The organism is Rhizobium terrae, from assembly GCF_003425685.1.
Classification (GTDB): domain Bacteria; phylum Pseudomonadota; class Alphaproteobacteria; order Rhizobiales; family Rhizobiaceae; genus Neorhizobium; species Neorhizobium terrae.
This window is the reverse complement of the sequence record NZ_QJKM01000003.1, coordinates 189,389-208,507: the sequence shown is the minus strand read 5'-3', so window position 1 is coordinate 208,507 and position 19,119 is coordinate 189,389. Positions and strand designations below refer to the sequence as shown.

At 63.0% G+C, this 19,119-nt stretch carries 17 protein-coding genes; 9 read left to right on the top strand and 8 right to left on the bottom strand.

Going from position 1 to position 19,119, the window contains the following annotated elements:
* Positions 1–329: 329 nt before the first annotated feature.
* Positions 330–950, bottom strand: coding sequence for a DUF922 domain-containing Zn-dependent protease (locus tag DMO26_RS06610; RefSeq protein WP_117191240.1), 621 nt, complete (start codon positions 948–950; stop codon positions 330–332).
* A gap of 106 nt (positions 951–1,056) precedes the next feature.
* On the opposite strand from DMO26_RS06610, the gene folP reads away from it, so the two are divergent.
* The 3 genes from folP to folK are packed head-to-tail and all read left to right on the top strand — an operon-like array spanning position 1,057 to position 2,826.
* Complete coding sequence (folP, locus tag DMO26_RS06605) at positions 1,057–1,944, top strand: dihydropteroate synthase (RefSeq protein WP_226951209.1); 888 nt, start codon at positions 1,057–1,059, stop codon at positions 1,942–1,944.
* Complete coding sequence (gene folB, locus DMO26_RS06600; RefSeq protein WP_117191238.1) at positions 1,941–2,303, top strand: dihydroneopterin aldolase; 363 nt, start codon at positions 1,941–1,943, stop codon at positions 2,301–2,303. Before folP ends, folB begins: the two co-directional genes overlap by 4 nt.
* 13 nt (positions 2,304–2,316) lie before the next feature.
* A complete protein-coding gene (folK, locus tag DMO26_RS06595; RefSeq protein WP_117191489.1) occupies positions 2,317–2,826 on the top strand; it encodes a 2-amino-4-hydroxy-6-hydroxymethyldihydropteridine diphosphokinase in 510 nt (169 codons plus the stop codon).
* Between the two features lie 15 nt (positions 2,827–2,841).
* On the opposite strand, the gene DMO26_RS06590 is transcribed toward folK, so the two are convergent.
* From DMO26_RS06590 to DMO26_RS06575, 4 genes are all read right to left on the bottom strand, one after another.
* Positions 2,842–3,396, bottom strand: coding sequence for a hypothetical protein (locus DMO26_RS06590; protein ID WP_117191237.1), 555 nt, complete (start codon positions 3,394–3,396; stop codon positions 2,842–2,844).
* Between the two features lie 102 nt (positions 3,397–3,498).
* Complete coding sequence (locus DMO26_RS06585) at positions 3,499–4,578, bottom strand: YcjF family protein (RefSeq protein WP_117191236.1); 1,080 nt, start codon at positions 4,576–4,578, stop codon at positions 3,499–3,501.
* Entirely contained in the window at positions 4,575–6,044 is a 1,470-nt protein-coding gene (locus DMO26_RS06580) for a YcjX family GTP-binding protein (RefSeq protein ID WP_117191235.1), read from the bottom strand. The genes DMO26_RS06585 and DMO26_RS06580 overlap by 4 nt, the downstream gene beginning before the upstream one ends.
* An 85-nt stretch (positions 6,045–6,129) precedes the next feature.
* Positions 6,130–6,639 (bottom strand): SixA phosphatase family protein, encoded by a 510-nt coding sequence (locus tag DMO26_RS06575; protein ID WP_117191488.1) that lies wholly within the window; start codon positions 6,637–6,639, stop codon positions 6,130–6,132.
* Between the two features lie 271 nt (positions 6,640–6,910).
* Between DMO26_RS06575 and dksA the strand changes: the two genes are divergently transcribed.
* Positions 6,911–7,330, top strand: a complete 420-nt coding sequence (gene dksA / locus DMO26_RS06570) for an RNA polymerase-binding protein DksA (RefSeq protein ID WP_117191234.1) — start codon at positions 6,911–6,913, stop codon at positions 7,328–7,330.
* A 120-nt stretch (positions 7,331–7,450) separates the two neighbouring features.
* On the opposite strand, the gene DMO26_RS06565 is transcribed toward dksA, so the two are convergent.
* Positions 7,451–8,521 carry a flagellar biosynthetic protein FliO gene (locus DMO26_RS06565; protein ID WP_117191233.1) on the bottom strand — a complete coding sequence of 357 codons (1,071 nt, stop codon included), beginning with the start codon at positions 8,519–8,521 and terminating at the stop codon, positions 7,451–7,453.
* 252 nt (positions 8,522–8,773) lie between these two features.
* On the opposite strand from DMO26_RS06565, the gene cckA reads away from it, so the two are divergent.
* From cckA to DMO26_RS06540, 5 genes are all read left to right on the top strand, one after another.
* Complete coding sequence (cckA, locus tag DMO26_RS06560) at positions 8,774–11,389, top strand: cell cycle histidine kinase CckA (protein WP_117191232.1); 2,616 nt, start codon at positions 8,774–8,776, stop codon at positions 11,387–11,389.
* Positions 11,390–11,633: 244 nt separating this feature from the next.
* Positions 11,634–12,722: a recombinase RecA gene (recA, locus tag DMO26_RS06555; protein WP_117191231.1), complete on the top strand. Its 1,089-nt coding sequence runs from the start codon at positions 11,634–11,636 to the stop codon at positions 12,720–12,722.
* A gap of 232 nt (positions 12,723–12,954) precedes the next feature.
* Positions 12,955–15,618 carry an alanine--tRNA ligase gene (gene alaS, locus DMO26_RS06550; protein WP_117191230.1) on the top strand — a complete coding sequence of 888 codons (2,664 nt, stop codon included), beginning with the start codon at positions 12,955–12,957 and terminating at the stop codon, positions 15,616–15,618.
* A gap of 52 nt (positions 15,619–15,670) precedes the next feature.
* Positions 15,671–16,537, top strand: coding sequence for a tRNA 2-thiocytidine(32) synthetase TtcA (gene ttcA / locus DMO26_RS06545; RefSeq protein WP_117191229.1), 867 nt, complete (start codon positions 15,671–15,673; stop codon positions 16,535–16,537).
* A gap of 24 nt (positions 16,538–16,561) precedes the next feature.
* A complete protein-coding gene (locus DMO26_RS06540; RefSeq protein WP_117191228.1) occupies positions 16,562–17,386 on the top strand; it encodes an inositol monophosphatase family protein in 825 nt (274 codons plus the stop codon).
* A 47-nt stretch (positions 17,387–17,433) separates the two neighbouring features.
* Here the strand turns inward: DMO26_RS06540 and DMO26_RS06535 are convergent, their stop codons facing one another.
* Entirely contained in the window at positions 17,434–18,681 is a 1,248-nt protein-coding gene (locus DMO26_RS06535; protein WP_226951208.1) for a multidrug effflux MFS transporter, read from the bottom strand.
* An 87-nt stretch (positions 18,682–18,768) separates the two neighbouring features.
* The gene (gene grxD, locus DMO26_RS06530; protein ID WP_117191227.1) at positions 18,769–19,104 is read right to left on the bottom strand and encodes a Grx4 family monothiol glutaredoxin; all 336 of its coding nucleotides are present in this window, start codon (positions 19,102–19,104) and stop codon (positions 18,769–18,771) included.
* Positions 19,105–19,119 lie beyond the last annotated feature (15 nt).

Below are 19,119 nucleotides of genomic sequence, written 5' to 3'. Positions count from 1 at the left end.
GCGAGGGAGGAAACACCTTCGGCTTGAAGACGCGCCAGGAGAACTGAACCGGAACTGAACTGGAACCAAAACGCCGGAAACGGTATCCGGGGACACCAAACAAGCTGCGTGCGACACAGGGGCCTAGAGGCCGCAAACACGCGAATTTCTCGGCTATCCACCTTGTTCGCTTCGTTTTCCTGAAGCTTCGGTAGGTAAGCTATGTCTTAGGTTCTATCCGAGAATCGTATTTTAGACCATCACCATAAATCACCTGTCATTGACAGGAGCGCGCGCAAGCCTCGCAAAAGCTTCATGCGGTTACGGGCCTGATTTTGGGTGGCGAAGGGCTATTTGCCCTTGCGTTGCATGCGGTATTGCAGGAGCCGCATCATCCGGGCGTCGAAATTCGCGGCTTCGACCTGGTCGAATCGCAGCTGCTCCCGGTCATGGCTTTCGAGACTTCGGCGGGTGATCTCCGCCACCTGTTTTTCCAGAGCATCGCAGGTTCTGGCGGGCGGCAGCGTCAGCAGCTCGCGCTCCAGCTGGCGCGCATGGTTGCGGGCAATCTCGGCGTGCCGCTCTTCGTGCCGCTTGATATCGGTCGACAGCGTATCCCAGATGAAGCCGAGGTCGGCAGTCGCACGGCCGCGATTGGCCCAGCGCGGCAGGATGATATGCGTGCGCAGCGTCACGCGTACGCCGCCGACCGAACAGCGGCCGCTTTTTTCCACATAGGTGACGTCGCCGCCGAACTTGATTTCGGTCGCGCCGGGGTGGCGATGCCCGGTGGTACGCGTCAAGGGTCCGCGCCTTTCCAGTTCCTTGTCGAGATCTTCCGCCGTGCGGCCGCCGATCTTGAAATAGGCATAGGTCTTGTTGATGACGGGTTCGGCCGAGGCCGCCGCAGGGATCACGCAGGAGAAGAGAATTGCACCGAAAACCCGGCGGACCCTGCGCGTTGAAAACATTCTATGGCCTGCGACGTTGAACTTATGGAGACCTTGGGGCATAGCCAGCCGGAGCGCAACACAAAGGCATCAAATTTTGCGTTACCCTTCGACAGATGGACGGTTGGTGACATCTCCGCGCAACAGGCCGTGGCGTCCCGTGGCCTGGCGGGTCGGCCGGGGGCGCAGCCTCGAGCTCGGCCCGAAAGGTCACCTGATGGCGATCGTCAATGTCACGCCCGATTCCTTTTCGGACGGCGGCCGCCATGCGAACCGTGATTCGGCGGTGGCGCATGCGCTGGCCTGCGTACGCGACGGCGCAGCGATTTTGGACATTGGCGGCGAATCGACCAGGCCGGGCGCGGTGGAAGTGACGCCTGCCGAAGAGCAGGACCGTGTCCTGCCGGTCATCGAGAGGCTCGCCGCCGAGACCGATGCGCTGATTTCGATCGATACCTACCGCGCCGAGACGGCAAGGCTTGCGATGGCCGCCGGTGCCCATATCGTCAACGACGTGCATGGCCTGCAGCGGGAGCCGGAGATCGCCGGTGTGGCGGCGCGGACGGGAGCGGGGGTGTGCATCATGCACACCGGCCGCGGCCGCGAACAGCTCGCCGACAGGATCGTCGACCAGGAATATTTTCTTTCCGAATCGCTTCGGATCGCCCGCGCTGCCGGCATCGACGAGGAGGCGATCGTGCTCGATCCGGGTTTCGGCTTCGCCAAGGACCGCGACGACGACCTCGAACTGCTGGCACGGTTTTCGGAGCTTCACCGGCTCGGCTTTCCGCTTCTGGCCGGCACCTCGCGAAAGCGCTTCATCGGCGCTGTGACGGGCCGGGAGAAGGCGGACGAACGGGATGTCGGCACCGCCGCCACGACCGTCATGCTGCGGCTGGCGGGAGCCGCGATCTTCCGGGTCCACAATGTCGCGGCCAACCGCGATGCGCTGATGATGGCGGATGCCGTGCTGGCGGCCGATGCGGCGCGCGAGCAGAGGGAAAATGCCCGATGAGCTATACGATTACCCTGAGGAACTGTGCCTTCTACGCCCGGCACGGGGCGTTCGAGCAGGAGGCTACCCTGGGCCAACGGTTTTTCGTCGATATCGTGATGGACGTGGAGGCGGACGCCGCGCTCGAAGACGACGAGGTGGAGAGCACGGTTCATTATGGCCTTGCCTATGGGATCGTCGAGAGGATCGTGACCGAAAGCCGCCGCAATCTCATCGAGACGCTCGCCAAGGACATCGCCAAGGCTCTGTGTGCCTGGTCGCCGCAGATCCGCCGCGCCGAGATCACGGTCAGGAAGCCGAGCGTGCCCATCCCCGGCATCCTCGACCATGCGGAGGTGCGCGTTGAGCATTTCGCCTGACAAGTCTTCCGGAATGCCTGTGGAGGTCGCGTCGCTCGGGCTTGGCGGCAATATAGGCGATCCGGGGGCGGCCATGGCCGAAGCCCTGCGGCAGCTGGACGGCCGCGAGGATTGCCGCGTTCTCGCCGTGTCGAGGCTCTACTCGACGCCGCCATGGGGAAAGACCGACCAGGCGGATTTCTTCAACTGCTGCGCGCTGGTCGAAACCTCGCTGGAGCCGGGCGATCTGCTCGATGTCTGCCTGTCCATCGAGCGCGGCATGAAGCGGGTGCGGCTGGAACGCTGGGGACCGCGCACGATCGATATCGATATCCTGACCTTCGGGGCGCGGGAACAGAAGACCGAAAAGCTGGAAGTGCCGCATCCGCGCATGACCGAGCGGGGCTTCGTGATGATGCCGCTCGCGGATATCGCGCCGGAGATGCCGGTGAAGGGAAGGGCCGTTCGCGATTGGCTTGCGGGTGCCGACGTCGCCGGCATCAAGGTGGCGGACGACGATCAGGATTGGTGGCGGGGGGCGTAAGGCGCCCCGTCCGGCTTACTGCTCGATCGAGCCGACGGCGATCGAATCCATGTCGCGGTCGAGGCTGAGACCGATCACCGGCACCATCTGGTCTTCGACCTTGACGGATATCGTGATGTTCATCTTGTTCTCGCCGCGCAAGCTTGCGACCATGGCGCCGTTCAATTGGTTGCGGTTGATGCCCATGACGACCTTGTCACCATTGACCGAACCCGACACGATATCGAGGCCCTTGCCCTCGGCGCCGTCCAGGAATTTGCCGGTATAGCCCTTGCCGCTCTGGGTGATGGTGGCGGACATCGGCTGCTGGAAGACGCCGACGCGGCAGGTGCCGTCCAGTTTGATGCCGACATCGCCGTCCGGCGTCGGGCCGCCGACCAGATTGCAGCTGAACTTGGTGCCCTTGTATTTGCCGGCGACGATCTCGCCCGGACCTTTCCAGACGCCGGCGACCGACTGGAAGAATACCTTGTCGCGCGGCGCGGCTTCCGCCTGCGGGGCGAGTGCCGAAGTGGCCGCGCCGGTCAGAACGGCGAAACCGCCGAGAAGCGAAAAGAAGCGCGAATACATGAACTTTCCCCTGACAACCGGCAACTTTAAGTGCTCCGTAATTTAGGCGGGAATGGTTAACGACTGGTATCGATAACCGGGTTTGGCGTATTGGGAAAGAGATTACGGTTCGTCTTTCCGCCCGCCGACCGCGGCGATATCCGTAATAAAATCGCCGATTCCGGGCCGCCGGACCGCCCGGAACGGCAGCGGGCGGCAAAGGTCCATCGCCGCGATACCGATCCGCGCGGTCAGCAGTCCGTTGATCACGCCTTCGCCGAGTCGCTTCGACACCCGGGACGCAAGTCCATGCCCGAGCACCTGCTGGGCGAGGCCGTCGCCGACGGCGATCGACCCGGTCACCGCAAGGTGAGCGATGACGTCGCGCATCAGCCGCATGAGGCCGAGCGTGCCGGGCCGAGCGCCGTAAAGCTCTGCCATGGTGCGAATCAGCCGCGTCACCTCGAAGAGCACGTAGGCGAGGTCGACGATTGCCCGCGGGCTGACGGCGGTGACGATCGAGACGCGTTTGGAGGAGGCGAGAATGAGCGAACGCGCCTTTCGGTCGAGGGGCGCCAGGAGCTCGCGTTCCGCAAGTTCGATCAGCTGCGGCCCGTCGATGATCTCGTCCCTGGTCGCATCGAGACTGGCGCGGCCCTTGGCCGTCTCCGGGCGGTGACTGAGGATCCTATTCAGCGTGGCGACCACGGCCCGGGCGGCCGCGGGGCGAGGGGAAAGGACCGCTTCCTCGGCCTGCGCCTTGAGGGTTTGCACGGCCGAAAGCCGCATCATGCCGAAGATCTCGCGGCCGACGATCACGAAGACCGCGAGCAGGCCAAGTCCGAGCGCGGTGAGCGCCGCGTAACCCAGCCAGTCGGCGCGGGCGAAAAGATCGCGGACGACGCTGTCGGCCCAGAGACCGAAGGCGAGCGACAGGAAGGTGCCGAAGGCTGCAAGCGCAAGATTGACGAAGGAGAATTTCTTTCGCGCCCGCGGCTCCGCGACAGGCACGGCCTCCGGCGCCAGTTCCGGCGGCGTGAGAAACGGATCCTGTTCATCCGGCGTGACGACCACGCCATCGTCGAAGCTGCGCGGCGCGCGTCGCACCGGGACTGATGGTCCCGCCGCGCTGACCGGTTCCTCGTCCACCGAGAACGATGCGGGCCGACGTTTGCCGTTCTCGGGTTTCTCAGGCGGTCTCATGCGAGGCGGTCTCCCAGCAGGAACTGCATGGCGCGGTCGAGCCGGATATGCGGCACGGAAAGCTTCATTCCCCCGTCGGACTTTTCCAGCAGAGGTGGACGAAAGCGGACGACGTTGATCTCCGGCAGATCGCCGGAATTTGCCTCAAGATGCTGAAACAATGCTTCAGGATTATCGGGCAAGTCTCCGGGAAATATAGCTGTTTTCTTGTCGCCATCGAAGCGTTCGCCATTAATCGTCTCGCCCGCGATAGGGGTTCCGACGATGACCGGCAACAGATGGCCATCCTGCTTGACTGTCGCCTCGCGCGTGGCGCGGACGGAGGCTATCGCCATCACCTCGATGCCGGCGCCCGCCATGCCGATCCGCTCGATGGCGCGATCCACCAGCCGGCCCGTGAGCCTTTCCAGCCGGTCGTGGCTCTCATGATGAAGATGGTCGGCCTTGGTGGCGGCGACCAGCACCTTGTCGATCCGCCGCCCGACGAGCGCCGAAAAAAAGCTGTTCTGGCCGGGACGAAAACACGCGAGCACGTCGGTCAGCGCCCGTTCGAGATCCTGTACCGCCTCGGGCCCGCGGTTGATCGCCTGAAGCGCATCGATCAGCACGATCTGCCGGTCGATGCGGGCGAAGTGCTCGCGGAAGAACGGTTTGACGACGATGTTCCTGTAGGCGTCGTAGCGCCTTTCCATCATCGCCCTGAGCGATCCTTTGGGGGCTCTGGCGTCGGGAATGCTTGGCAGCGGCGCGAATGTCAGCGCCGGCGATCCCTCCAGATCGCCCGGCATCAGGAAACGGCCGGGCGGCAAGGTCGAGAGGGATCGTTCGTCTGCCTTGCAGGCTTTGAGATAGGCGGCAAAAGCCTCCGAAAGGCGGCGTGCCGTCATCTCGTCGGCGGGGGCGTCCTGATCGATGCCGGAGGCGAAAGCCAGCCATTCCCGGGACAGTTCCCTGCGGATGCCGGTTTCGGCAAGCGCCGTGGTCGCGTCGCTGAATGCCTTGAAATCCTGGTCTAGAAGCGGCAGGTCTAGAAGCCATTCGCCGGGATAGTCGACAACGTCGATCGAGAGCCTGCCGCGCGAGAACATGCGGCTCCAGCCGCTGGCGCTTTCATAATCGATCGTGATGCGCAGTTCGGAAATGGCGCGGGTGGATTCCGGCCAGATCCGGTCGCCGGCCAAAGCCTGGATGTGATCCTCGTATTGAAAGCGGGGAATGGCATCGTCGGGCTGTGGCTCGAGCCGTACGGCCGAAACGCGGCCGGAGCGAAACACTTCGAAGAGAGGCAGGCGCCCGCCATTCAGAAGATTATGCACCAGAGAGGAGATGAACACGGTTTTGCCGGCTCGCGAAAGGCCGGTCACCCCGAGTCTTATCGTCGGATTGAGGAGACCCGAGGCGCGATCGGTCAGATTGTCGAACGCGATGCGTGCGTCATCGGCGAGGCTGGTAAGCGAAGGCGGCAAGGCGTCGATCCGGATCCCGTGTTTCCCGATATATAGGCCCGATATATAGGAAGGTTGCACGCCGCCGCAAAGGCGAGGGCAATGATCAGGCGGTCAGGAAGTCTGTCAGCGCCCATACGGCCTCGGAACCGGGGGTAAGGCTGCGATAATCGAGAACGGCAAGACCGGCGGGCGGATATCCGCCCGGGATGGCTGCGACCATCTGGTCCGGCCCGATGAGCGCCTCCAGCAATTCCTCCATGGTCGGGTTGTGACCGATCAGCATCACCGAACGGCTGTCCTTCTGCCCGGACAGAACGGAAAGATAGGTCCCGAGCGAACCATTGTAGAGTTCGTCGATGAAGAGCGGTTCTATGGCCTCGCTGATCGCCCGGCGGATCGCCTCCGCCGTCTGGCGGCAGCGTACCGCCGTCGAACTGATGACGAGGTCGGGCCGGTAGTTCCGGTCAGCCGCCTTGTCCGCGACGATCTCGGCTTCCGCAAAACCCTGGTTGTCGAGAACGCGATCGAAATCGCGCTGGCCGGGCTCGGCCCAGCCAGACTTTGCGTGGCGCAGCAGGTAGATGCGGGAAGGAGGAGGAGTGATCGTCGTCATGCCCGGCGCCAAAAACTGAGGAATTTGCAGGATGGGTAGCCTTTCGGCGGGACGCTCGTCAACTGCCCGGCTTGTTCTCAAATGACCTTTAAAAGCCGGCACGACTTTGGGCAACAATTCCGGTACTTCGAAATAAAAGCTTAAATAATAGCCCTTTAGCCGATTTTTATGACAGTTTTAAAAATGCCTTAATGCGGAGCGCAAGGCTTGAATCGGAATGGGCGGATAGGATATAGAGGCGCCGCATGAGATGTTCTTCAGGAGAATCGCGTTGAGTGAGAAGATCGATCTTAGCAATTATGTGCTCTCGGAAAACGATGAGTTCATGAATGCAAATCAGAAAGCGTATTTCCGGGCGAAACTGATTGCTTGGAAGAATGACATCCTGAGAGAAGCGCGCGAAACGCTGGATCATCTGGCAGAAGAAAGCGCAAACCATCCCGATCTCGCCGACCGGGCCTCCTCCGAAACCGACAGAGCCATCGAACTTCGCGCCCGCGATCGCCAGCGCAAGCTGATTTCCAAGATCGACGCCGCGCTTCAGCGCATCGAGGACGGCACCTACGGGTACTGCGAGGAAACCGGGGAGCCGATCGGTCTCAAGCGCCTCGACGCCCGTCCGATTGCGACGCTGTCGATCGAAGCGCAGGAGCGCCACGAGCGCCGCGAGAAGGTCTACCGGGACGAATAGGCTCTTTCTCGTCAGGAAGAGATTCTCGTCAGAAAAGAGATTTGCAGGCACGGTTTTCCGTGCCTTTTTCTTTGGAGGGACCAGAACGCCCCGGTTGGAAGCCATGGTGACGCCTGCCGCCTACTTTTCGCGGTTGACTGACATCTCGCCGAAAATGCGCGCGACTTCCGACTGAAGCGAGGGATCGGGCGTGGCTCCCGTAACCTTCGGGGTGGAGGGATCGCGCGGGGGCGTCTCGCGGCGATCAGGCTGTCCGGGCGCGGCAGTTTCACGGGCCGCGAGATTGTTGGCCATTTCCTGTTCGAGGATCTTTTCGAAATCGTTGCCGAGCTGCGTCGGTCTTTCGGCCGCCGATTGCAGCGCCGCCGAGGCGGGCGGAGCGGCGAGCGGCGGGATGCCCCGGGGCTCGGGCGCCTCCTGGAAAACTCGCCCGCGGGCGGCATCGAGCGCGCTGGCGGCGGTGTTGAGCCCCTGGGCCGCGGCAAGGGCGGCGATGGGGCGCAAGGGTTCGGGCCTTGCAGGTGACGGTTCGCGAACGGGTGCTTCGACCTTTGGTGCGGCGAAGGCCTCCTGCGGCGCTGCGGCGGCGACCGGCGGAGCCGGTCGCATAGGCGCTGCGGCGTTCGGCGGCACCGTCGCCGTCGGAATGGCAGGTCCAATCGAAGGCGGCTCGGCGCCGGCGATAGGACGCGGCCGTTCCCGAGGGGGTGGATTTTCCCGGAGAGGTTCGGCGCGCAGTTCCGGGATCGGTGCAGCCGGCACGGGGCGGGATGCCGGGACGGCGCGCGGCTCCGCCGGCGGCACGGGGCGGGGCTCCATCGGCGGTGTTACAAGTGCCGGAACCGACATGTCGAGCGGAGCGAAGCGGCTCTGGGCGGAATTCGCAGAGGCGCCGGCCGGTGTCAGCCCGATGCCGCTCTCGATGACGATATCGGTCGGGCCGCCGATCATGATCAGATGTTCCACGTCGTCGCGGCGCACGAGAACCAGCCGGCGTCTCGTATCGACGGCGGCGGCATCGAGAACCTGCAGCCGGGGCTGGCGATTTTTGCCGCCGCGCACGAAGGGCGACGGCCCGCCCCGGCCGCGAATCGTCCACAAGACGCCGACGAGGAGAAGGAGGCCAAGGCCCACGCCAAGGATCGCGATCACCAGGCGGCCGCCATAGGCGCCCATCAGATCTTCGAACATGTCCTGCCACTCCCTGCCTTGAATGCTGCGGTAACAGACGACTTTTTTCTTGGCGAGGCAAGCCGCCCGCGTTCATTGTCCTGCCCCGAAAAACGGTCAGGAATGACGAAGATAGGTCACGAAGCCGAACTGTCCCGGCTTTTGTGGCTCTCCGGAGCTTTTTGCTTCACCTGCAACTTGCTAAGAAAGAATCGCGGGATCTCCTCCCGTGGACGTCCATGGCCGCAGCGCCGGCCTAAATGTGAGGAATTGATGACGAAGTTGCAGCAAGGCGGCAACTACGAAGCGCCTTTGGTGGATCGCGGGACGCGGGGCGGCACCATCTTCCGGATCGTTCTCCTGGCGCTCGTCCTCTGCGGCGTGGCCGCCGGCTTCGTGCTGTTCCAGAACGCCCTGAACAACGAGGTCGTGCTCGGCGTGCTCGGCATCCTCGCCATGGTCGGCATCTTTTTCCTGGTCTCCTCCATCATCGGCCTTGTCGAGGTCATGCCGCAGTCGCGGTCGGACGAGCTGGCAAGGGGTTTTCTCGCCAGCCACCCGGACGGCATCCTCATCACCGATCCCAAGGGCCGCATTCTCTATGCCAATGCGGCCTATGGACGGATGACCGGCGCGACCAAGGCCAGCAACGTCCAGTCCCTCGAGGCCCTTCTCGCCAAGACCCGCGAATCGACCGAATCGCTCTATCGGCTGACGTCGGCGCTGCGCGAGGGCCGCGAAGGGCACGAGGAATTCCGGCTGCTGCAACCGCTCGGCCGTGCCACCGGCAACGGCTCCGGCGCGCACTGGTACCGCCTGAAGGCGCGGCTTCTGGCGCCGGCCGACGGCCGCAAGGATCCGCTCGACATCTGGCAGATCACCGACATCACGTCGGAACGGGACGATCAGGAACGCTTTTTCCGCGAGTTGCAGAACGCCATCGACTATCTCGACCACGCGCCGGCCGGCTTCTTCTCCGCCGGAAAGAACGGCGAGCTCTTCTATCTCAACGCCACGCTTGCGGAATGGCTGGGCCTCGACCTCACGAAGTTCGTGCCGCGCTCCATCACGATCGCCGATATCGTGGCCGGCGAAGGCATGGCGCTGATCCAGTCCGTGCAGGCAGCTCCCGGCCTGAAACGCACCGAGACGCTCGATCTCGACCTGCGCCGCGCCAACGGCCAGAGCCTGCCGGTGCGCCTGGTGCACAATGTCAGCGCCGCCCGGGACGGCGCACCGGGCGAAAGCCGCACCATCGTCCTGGCTCGTCCGAAAGGCGGCGAGGGCGACCAGTCGGCGTCGGCCATGCGCTTCACCCGCTTCTTCAACAACACGCCGATGGCGATCGCCTCGGTCGACGGCGGCGGCCGGATCCTGCGCATCAACGCACCGTTCCTGAAACTGTTTGCCGGCGTCGTCTCGCGCGACGAGATCGATTCGGGCGTCGAACTCGAGCGCATCGTCCACGAGACGTCCCGCCAGCATCTGATGCAAGCGATTGCGGCCGCCAAGGACAGGCAAGGCGACATTCCGCCGATCGATTCGCGCCATCCGGGCGACGAGAACCGGTATGTGCGCTTCTACGTGAACGCCGTCATCGACGAGAGCGACGAGGCGCCGGAAGAGGCGGCGATCGTCTATGCCGTCGAGACGACCGAGCAGAAGGCGCTCGAAACGCAGATGGCGCAGACCCAGAAGCTCAACGCCGTCGGCACGCTGGCGGGCGGCATCGCGCACGACTTCAACAACGTGCTGACGGCGATCCTGCTCTCCTCCGACCATCTTCTGCTGCAGGCCCGCCCCTCGGATGCAAGCTTCGCGGATCTGATGGAGATCAAGCGGAACGCCAACCGGGCGGCCGTCTTGGTGCGCCAGCTGCTCGCATTCTCGCGCAAACAGACCATGCGCCCCGCCGTGCTGAACCTGACCGACGTCGTGGGCGACCTGCGCATGCTGGTCGACCGGCTGATCTCCGGCACCAATGTGAAGCTCGAAGTGGACTACGGCCGCGACCTCTGGCCGGTGCGCACTGACCTTTCGCAGTTCGAGCAGGTGCTGATCAACCTCTGCGTCAACGCCCGGGACGCCATGCCCCAGGGCGGCACGATCCTCATCAAGACCCGCAACGTCTCGGCGAAGGAGGCGGCGGGCTTCCACCAGGCGGATCTGCCGGCCGAGGATTTCGTCATGGTCGAGGTATCCGATACCGGCACGGGCATTTCCTCCGAGATCATGGACAAGATCTTCGAACCCTTCTTCACCACCAAGGAAGTGGGCAAGGGAACGGGTCTCGGCCTTTCGATGGTTTATGGCATCGTCAAGCAGTCCGGCGGCTACATCTATCCGGAATCGGAAGTCGGCCGCGGCACGAGCTTCCGCATCTTTCTGCCGCGCCATGTGCCGGAGACGCCTGTGCTGACCCAGGAGGCGCCCGCGACCGTGGCCGCCCCGGGCATCGAACAGGCGCCGGCCCCGGTGGTTTCCGCGCCGCCCGCCGAGGATCTGGATCTGACCGGCAAGTCGGCCGTCGTATTGCTCGTCGAGGACGAGGAGGCGGTGCGGCGTGGCGGCAAGCGGATGCTGGAGACACGCGGCTATACCGTGCACGAAGCGGGTTCCGGCGTCGAAGCGCTCGACATCATGGAAGAGCTTCAAGGCAAGGTCGATATCGTCGTATCCGACGTCGTCATGCCCGAAATGGATGGTCCGACCCTGCTGGCGGAGCTGCGAAAGTCCTATCCGGACCTGAAGTTCATCTTCGTCTCCGGTTATGCCGAGGATGCCTTCGCGCGCAATCTGCCCGCCGAGGCCAAGTTCGGCTTCCTGCCGAAGCCGTTCTCGTTAAAGCAGCTCGCGGTGGCGGTCCGGGAAATGCTCGATTCGCAGTGAGAATCGCATTTGGGCAAACTTTTTCGAGATTGCGAATCCGGCTCGCGGATCGCCGCGAGTGGTTGTTTTCAAACGAGAATTTTCCACAGCGGCAATATGCGGAACAGGACGGGAACAGAATCGGAATAACTATTTGAAGTCAATCTCTTGATCGGCTCTTGCGAAATGAGAACAAATAGAGTACATCACCTTTATCGGCTGCTTCATTGCTTGCGCGGCGGCAATAACCTAAAGGTGGGATCACATGGCACAGAACACATTGCGGCTGGTAGAGGATAAGGGCGTGGATAAGAGCAAGGCGCTGGAAGCGGCACTGTCGCAGATCGAAAGATCCTTCGGCAAAGGATCGATCATGAAGCTCGGTGCGAACGAGAGCATTGTCGAGATTGAGACGGTTTCCACCGGCTCTCTTAGCCTCGATATCGCGCTCGGCATCGGTGGCCTGCCCAAGGGCCGCATCATCGAAATCTACGGTCCGGAAAGCTCGGGCAAGACGACGCTCGCGCTGCAGACGATTGCCGAAGCCCAGAAGAAGGGCGGCATCTGCGCCTTCGTCGATGCGGAACACGCGCTCGATCCGGTCTACGCCCGCAAGCTCGGCGTCGATCTGCAGAACCTTTTGATCTCCCAGCCGGACACTGGCGAGCAGGCGCTCGAAATCACCGATACGCTGGTTCGCTCCGGCGCCGTCGACGTCCTCGTCGTCGACTCGGTTGCCGCGCTGACGCCGCGCGCCGAAATCGAAGGTGAGATGGGGGACAACCTGCCGGGCCTCCAGGCGCGCCTGATGAGCCAGGCATTGCGCAAGCTGACGGCGTCGATCTCCAAATCGAATACGATGGTGATCTTCATCAACCAGATCCGCATGAAGATCGGCGTCATGTTCGGTTCGCCGGAAACGACGACCGGTGGCAACGCGCTGAAGTTCTATGCCTCCGTCCGCCTCGACATCCGCCGTATCGGCCAGGTCAAGGAGCGCGAGGAGGTGATCGGCAACCAGACCCGCGTGAAGGTCGTCAAGAACAAGATGGCGCCTCCCTTCAAGCAGGTCGAATTCGACATCATGTATGGCGAAGGCGTGTCCAAGACCGGCGAACTGATCGACCTCGGCGTCAAGGCCGGTATCGTCGAGAAGTCCGGTGCCTGGTTCTCCTACAACAGCCAGCGCCTCGGCCAGGGCCGCGAAAACGCAAAGCTCTTCCTGCGTGACAATCCAGAGCTCGCCCGCGAGATCGAAATGTCGCTCCGCCAGAATGCCGGTCTGATCGCCGACCGCTTCCTGCAGAATGGCGGACCGGATGCCGACGACGGGGACGTCGCAGCAGATATGTAAGCGGTTCCGCCGCACTCGACCGCTTACTTCGAACCGGCCGTGCATGGAGAGATGCGCGGCCGGTTTCTCTTTGGATCGGGGCAGTTTCCGAAAAGGTGTTTTGCAGTCTTCCGTTGGAGATTGCGCAAAACGATCTAAGACGGCGGTCCGGCTGGACAGTTGTGGGCGTGGGCGATACAAGCCTTTGGTTTTCGAATAACGTGACCGCATCCGGCGGTAAAAAGGGCCTAGCATGAGCGGCGTGAATGAAATCCGGTCGACTTTCCTCGACTATTTCCGAAAGAACGGACACGAGGTGGTTTCCTCCAGTCCGCTGGTGCCGCGCAACGATCCGACGCTGATGTTCACCAATGCCGGCATGGTGCAGTTCAAGAACGTTTTCACCGGGCTTGAGAAGCGCCCCTATTCGACGGCGGCGACCGCGCAAAAATGCGTGCGCGCCGGCGGCAAGCACAACGACCTCGACAATGTCGGTTACACGGCACGCCATCATACGTTCTTCGAAATGCTCGGCAATTTCTCCTTCGGCGACTATTTCAAGGAGCGCGCCATCGAGCTTGCCTGGAACCTGATCACCAAGGAATTCGGCCTCGACGCGAAGCGCCTGCTGGTGACGGTGTACCACACCGACGACGAGGCTTTCCATCTCTGGAAGAAGATTGCCGGCCTTTCTGACGACAGGATCATCCGCATCCCCACCAGCGACAATTTCTGGGCCATGGGCGATACCGGCCCCTGCGGTCCGTGCTCGGAAATCTTCTACGACCACGGCGACCATATCTGGGGCGGTCCTCCCGGTTCGCCGGAAGAGGACGGCGACCGGTTCATCGAGATCTGGAACCTCGTCTTCATGCAATACGAGCAGGTGACGAAGGAGGAACGGATCGACCTGCCGCGTCCTTCGATCGACACCGGCATGGGCCTGGAGCGCGTCGCCGCCGTGCTGCAGGGTCAGCACGACAATTACGACATCGATCTGTTCCGGGCACTGATTTCGGCCTCCGAAGAAGCGACCGGCGTCAAGGCCGAAGGCGAACGTCGCGCCAGCCATCGGGTCATCGCCGACCATCTTCGTTCCTCCGCCTTCTTGATCGCCGACGGCGTGCTGCCGTCGAACGAAGGCCGTGGTTACGTGCTCCGCCGCATCATGCGCCGCGCCATGCGGCATGCGCAGCTTCTGGGTGCCCGCGATCCTCTGCTGTGGAAATTGCTGCCGGCGCTCGTCCAGCAGATGGGTCGGGCGTATCCCGAACTGGTCCGTGCCGAGGCGCTGATCTCCGAGACGCTGAAGCTGGAGGAGACCCGTTTCCGCAAGACGCTGGAGCGCGGACTTTCGCTGCTGTCGGATGCGACGAACACGCTGGGCAAGGGCGACATGCTCGATGGCGAGACCGCCTTCAAGCTTTACGACACCTATGGTTTTCCGCTTGATCTGACGCAGGATGCGTTGCGCGCCCGGGAAATCGGCGTCGACCTTGCCGGATTCACCGATGCCATGGAGCGCCAGAAGGCCGAAGCGAGGTCTCACTGGGCAGGTTCCGGCGACAAGGCGACCGAGACGATCTGGTTCGAGCTCAAGGAAAAGCATGGCGCGACCGAATTCCTCGGTTACGATACCGAGACGGCCGAGGGCGTCGTCCAGGCGATCGTCCATGACGGCAAGTCTGTCGAGAGCGCTGCCGAAGGCGCGGACGTCCAGGTCATCGTCAACCAGACACCTTTTTACGCCGAGTCCGGCGGGCAGATGGGCGATACCGGCACGATCATCGGCGAGGGAGAGCTGTGGCTCGCCGTGACGGACACCCAGAAGAAGGGGGAAGGCCTGTTTGTGCATTCCGCCAGGGTCCAGCAGGGACCTCTCAGGGTCGGCATGCCGGTGACATTGCGGGTGAACCACGATCGCCGGTCGCGCCTGCGCTCGAACCATTCGGCGACCCATCTCCTGCACGAGGCGCTGCGTGAGGTGCTCGGGACCCATGTGGCTCAGAAGGGTTCGCTGGTCGCGCCAGAACGCCTGCGTTTCGACGTCTCCCATCCGAAGCCGATGTCGGCCGAAGAACTGCAGAAGGTCGAGGACATGGCGAATGCCATCATCCTGCAGAACGCACCGGTCACCACGCGTCTGATGAGTGTCGACGATGCGATCGCCGAGGGGGCGATGGCGCTGTTCGGCGAGAAATACGGTGACGAAGTGCGTGTCGTCTCCATGGGCAGGGCGGTGGAAGGTCAAAAGGCCGGTAAGCCTTATTCGGTCGAACTTTGCGGCGGCACGCATGTGAACGCCACCGGCGATATCGGTCTGGTCCGCATTCTCGGTGAAAGCGCGGTCGGCTCCGGCGTCCGCCGTGTCGAGGCGGTCACGGGCGAGGCGGCACGCGCCTATCTTGCCGAGCAGGACGAGCGGGTGAAGACGCTCGCCAGCGCCCTGAAGGTGCAGCCGGGTGACGTGGTCAATCGCGTCGAGGCGCTGATCGACGAGCGTCGCAGGCTGGAACGGGAGCTGGCGGACGCCAGACGCCGGCTCGCCATGGGCGGCGGGCAGGGCGGTTCTGCGGACGATGTTCGCGAGATCGCCGGCATCAGGTTCATGGGCAAGGCGCTTGCCGGCATCGATGCAAAGGACCTCAAGGGTTTGGCCGACGAAGCAAAGGCCAGCCTCGGTTCGGGTGTCGTCACTTTGATCGGCGTTTCGGAGGATGGCAAGGCAAGCGCCGTCGTCGCCGTGACGCCGGAACTGACGCAGCGTTTCAGTGCCGTGGACCTGGTGCGGGTGGCTTCCGCGGCACTCGGCGGCAAGGGCGGCGGGGGCCGTCCGGACATGGCGCAGGCCGGCGGCCCGGATGGCGCCAAGGCGGACGCGGCGCTGCAAGCGGTGGCAGCCGCGCTCGGTGCCTGATGACGATACGTGAAGCGGGCTCGGCCCGCTTCGCCGCTTTGAGGGAAGACGAATGGGCGTGAACGCCAGGATCGAGAATGAGCTGGAAGAGGCCGTGAACGGGCTCGTGCCGACGCTTTTTCGCGATGCGCCGAACTCCGTTTCGTTCAACAAGCTGCGCAAGCGGCTGCTGCGCCAGGTGCGTCAGGCCTTCGACGATTTCGGCATGCTGAAGGGCCAGAAGCGCTGGCTGATCGGCCTTTCCGGCGGCAAGGACTCCTACTCGCTGCTGGCCGTGCTTCTCGATCTGCAATGGCGCGGTCTGTTGCCTGTGGAGCTGATTGCCTGCAATCTCGATCAGGGCCAGCCGAATTTCCCGAAACACATCCTGCCGGACTATCTCGCCTCGATCGGCGTGAAGCACCGGATCGAGTACCGCGACACCTATTCGATCGTGAAGGAGAAGGTGCCGGAAGGCGCCACCTATTGCTCGCTCTGTTCGAGGCTCAGGCGCGGCAATCTTTACCGGATCGCGCGTGAGGAGGACTGCGACGCGCTGGTTCTCGGCCACCACCGGGAGGACATTCTCGAAACCTTCTTCATGAATTTCTTCCATGGCGGACGGCTTGCCGGCATGCCGGCAAAGCTCCTGAACGACGAGGGCGACCTGATGGTGCTGCGCCCGCTCGCCTATTGCGCCGAGGACGATCTTGCGAAGTTCGCGACTGCCATGCAGTTCCCGATCATTCCCTGCGATCTTTGCGGCTCGCAGGACGGGCTGCAGCGCAACGCCATGAAGCAGATGTTTGCCGATATCGAGGCACGCATGCCGGGCCGCAAGGACACGATGCTGCGCGCGCTTGCGCATGTGAACCCGTCCCATCTTCTCGACCCGAACCTTTTCGACTTTTCCGGCCTCCAGGTCGCTCCGACTATCTGAACCCTTCTGCCAAGAGACTTTTCCATGACCTTGCCGCTCGACGTCACGAAGCTTGCCGACCTTTTGCGGCTTGCCGCCAAGACTGAAATCCTGCCGCGTTTCCGGCGGCTCGGTAGCGGCGATATCCGCTCGAAGAGCGAGCCGACGGACCTGGTGACAGAGGCCGACGAGGCGGCGGAGCGGCTGATCCGGCGGGAGATCGATGCGATTGCGCCCGATGCGCTGTTCGTGGGCGAGGAGTCGGTTGCGGCCGATCCGGGGCTGCTGAGCAGATTGGCCGATGCGGATTTTGCAGTCGTGGTCGATCCGGTCGACGGCACCTTCAATTTCGCCTCCGGCATTCCTGCTTTCGGCGTCATGGCTTCGGTCATCTGGAAGGGCGAGACGGCTGCCGGCATCATCTACGATCCGATGGGCGACGACTGGGTGATGGCGGAACGGGGGGCGGGGGCTTTTCTGAAAAGGCCCGACGGCGAAACGGTACGCCTCTCGGTGGCCGAAGCGCGGCCGCTCGACGCGATGGTCGGCATGGCGTCACCCGGCTATTTTTTCGGTGAGGAGCGCGAGCGCATTTTGGGCAATCTCGCCAAGGTACGTTTCTTTGCCAACTACCGCTGCGCGGCACACGAATACCGCACGTTTGCCGGCGGCCACGTGCAGTTCATGCTCTACAACAAGCTGATGCCATGGGATCATCTGGCCGGAACGCTGATCGCCGCGGAAGCCGGCGGTTACGGGGCGCGCCTCGATGGTTCGCCTTACCTGCCGCACCATGTGGACGGCGGTCTGCTGGTCGCGACCGACAAGGAAAGTTGGCGAGTGCTACGCGACGAGATCATCGGGTACTGAACAGAAAAGGCCGGAGCGATCCGGCCTTTTTTGGCGATCAGCTTCGTTCAGATCGGCGGATTGTGCGGCTGGAAGAGCTTTCCCTTTTCGCCGATCAGCACGAAGACGAGCCCGACGATGGAGACAGTGAAGAAGCCGGCGACCAGCGGCAGGGCCGTGCCGTCGAAGGCCTGGCCGATCGCGACGCCGATCAGCGCGCCGCCCACGGTGCTCATGAAACCCAGCACCGCCGAAGCCGTGCCGGCAACGTGGCCGAGCGGCTCCATGGCAAGCGAATTGAAGTTCGCGCCGATCCAGCCGAACTGGAACATGGCAAGCGCAAAGAACGTCAGGAACAGCAGGATCGGCATCGGCTGCGGGCCGAACACCTGTACCATCATCCAGAGGAAGGTGATGGTGATGAAGCCGATGAGAGAACCGTGCGACAGACGCCGCATTCCGAACCGTCCGACGAAACGGGAGTTCAGGAAGGACGCAGTCGACATGAAGACGGCGACGGCTGCGAATGCGACCGGGAACCAAATGCCGAGCTCGTAGATCCCCACGTAGATCTGCTGCGCGGAGTTGATGAAGCCGAACATCGCGCCGAAGATGAAGGTGCTGGCGATCGTGTAGCAGAGTGCGATGCGATTGGTGAGCACGATCCGGAAACCGTCGAGGATGGACGAGAGCGTGAACGGCCGCACGTCGGCGGGATCGAGCGTTTCGGGGAGGCGGTAATACATCCACAGACCGATGCCGGACGAGACGATCGCCATGAACAGGAAGATCAGGTGCCAGTTGCCGAGGAACATGATGAGCTGGCCCGTGCCCGGCGCGATGATCGGCACGACCATGAACACCATCATGATCAGCGACATGACCTCCGCCATCGCGCGGCCGCCGAATACGTCGCGCACGATGGAGACGGTAACGACCCGCGTCGCGGCGGCTCCCGCACCCTGTATGAAGCGCAGCGCCAGCATCGCCCCGAAGGAGGGGACGACGACAATGCCGATGGCGCAGAGCACATAGACGAAGATGCCGAAGATCATCGGCCTGCGGCGTCCGAAACGGTCGGACAAGGGACCGTAAAGAAGCTGCATTGCGCCGAGCCCGAAGATATAGGCTGAAACCACATATTGGCGGTGGTTCTCGTTTTCAACCCCGAGCGATGCTCCGATCTCCTGAAGGCCGGGAAGCATGATATCGATGGCAAGGGCGTTGAGGGCCATGAGCATTGCCATCATGGCAATGAATTCGGCGCGTCCCATGCCGGGCAGGCGGTCCGGGGCCGTTTGTGAAGAATGTGTCACAGCAATTTCCTAAACAACGTCAAAGGCGCCGTTGGGAGCGGCGCCTTGAAAATATCTTTGATTTCGCCGGGCGGCGCCCGGAAAGTATCAGGCTGCGCCGCGCACGGCGATGCCCTGTTCCTGCAGGTGAGTCTGCAGCTCTCCGGATTGGAACATCTCGCGGACGATATCGCAGCCGCCGATGAACTCGCCCTTGACATAAAGCTGCGGAATGGTCGGCCAGTTCGAGTAGTCCTTGATGCCCTGGCGGATTTCCGCGTCGGCGAGCACGTTCACGCCCTTGTAGTCGAGGCCGAGATAGTCGAGGATCTGCACCACCTGGCCGGAGAAACCACACTGCGGGAACTGCGGCGTGCCCTTCATGAAGAGAACCACGTCGTTCGTCTTCACTTCGTTGTCGATGAGTTCGTGAATTCCGCTCATATCCTGTCCTTTCAC

What these genes read in the sequence shown, in the direction of transcription:
- DMO26_RS06610 (WP_117191240.1), bottom strand. Translation starts at nt 950, where the DNA reads ATGTTTTCAACGCGCAGGGTCCGCCGGGTTTTCGGTGCAATTCTCTTC.
- folB (WP_117191238.1), top strand. Translation starts at nt 1,941, where the DNA reads ATGAGCTATACGATTACCCTGAGGAACTGTGCCTTCTACGCCCGGCAC.
- folK (WP_117191489.1), top strand. Translation starts at nt 2,317, where the DNA reads ATGCCTGTGGAGGTCGCGTCGCTCGGGCTTGGCGGCAATATAGGCGAT.
- DMO26_RS06590 (WP_117191237.1), bottom strand. Translation starts at nt 3,396, where the DNA reads ATGTATTCGCGCTTCTTTTCGCTTCTCGGCGGTTTCGCCGTTCTGACC.
- DMO26_RS06585 (WP_117191236.1), bottom strand. Translation starts at nt 4,578, where the DNA reads ATGAGACCGCCTGAGAAACCCGAGAACGGCAAACGTCGGCCCGCATCG.
- DMO26_RS06575 (WP_117191488.1), bottom strand. Translation starts at nt 6,639, where the DNA reads ATGACGACGATCACTCCTCCTCCTTCCCGCATCTACCTGCTGCGCCAC.
- DMO26_RS06565 (WP_117191233.1), bottom strand. Translation starts at nt 8,521, where the DNA reads ATGTTCGAAGATCTGATGGGCGCCTATGGCGGCCGCCTGGTGATCGCG.
- cckA (WP_117191232.1), top strand. Translation starts at nt 8,774, where the DNA reads ATGACGAAGTTGCAGCAAGGCGGCAACTACGAAGCGCCTTTGGTGGAT.
- recA (WP_117191231.1), top strand. Translation starts at nt 11,634, where the DNA reads ATGGCACAGAACACATTGCGGCTGGTAGAGGATAAGGGCGTGGATAAG.
- alaS (WP_117191230.1), top strand. Translation starts at nt 12,955, where the DNA reads ATGAGCGGCGTGAATGAAATCCGGTCGACTTTCCTCGACTATTTCCGA.
- ttcA (WP_117191229.1), top strand. Translation starts at nt 15,671, where the DNA reads ATGGGCGTGAACGCCAGGATCGAGAATGAGCTGGAAGAGGCCGTGAAC.
- DMO26_RS06540 (WP_117191228.1), top strand. Translation starts at nt 16,562, where the DNA reads ATGACCTTGCCGCTCGACGTCACGAAGCTTGCCGACCTTTTGCGGCTT.
- grxD (WP_117191227.1), bottom strand. Translation starts at nt 19,104, where the DNA reads ATGAGCGGAATTCACGAACTCATCGACAACGAAGTGAAGACGAACGAC.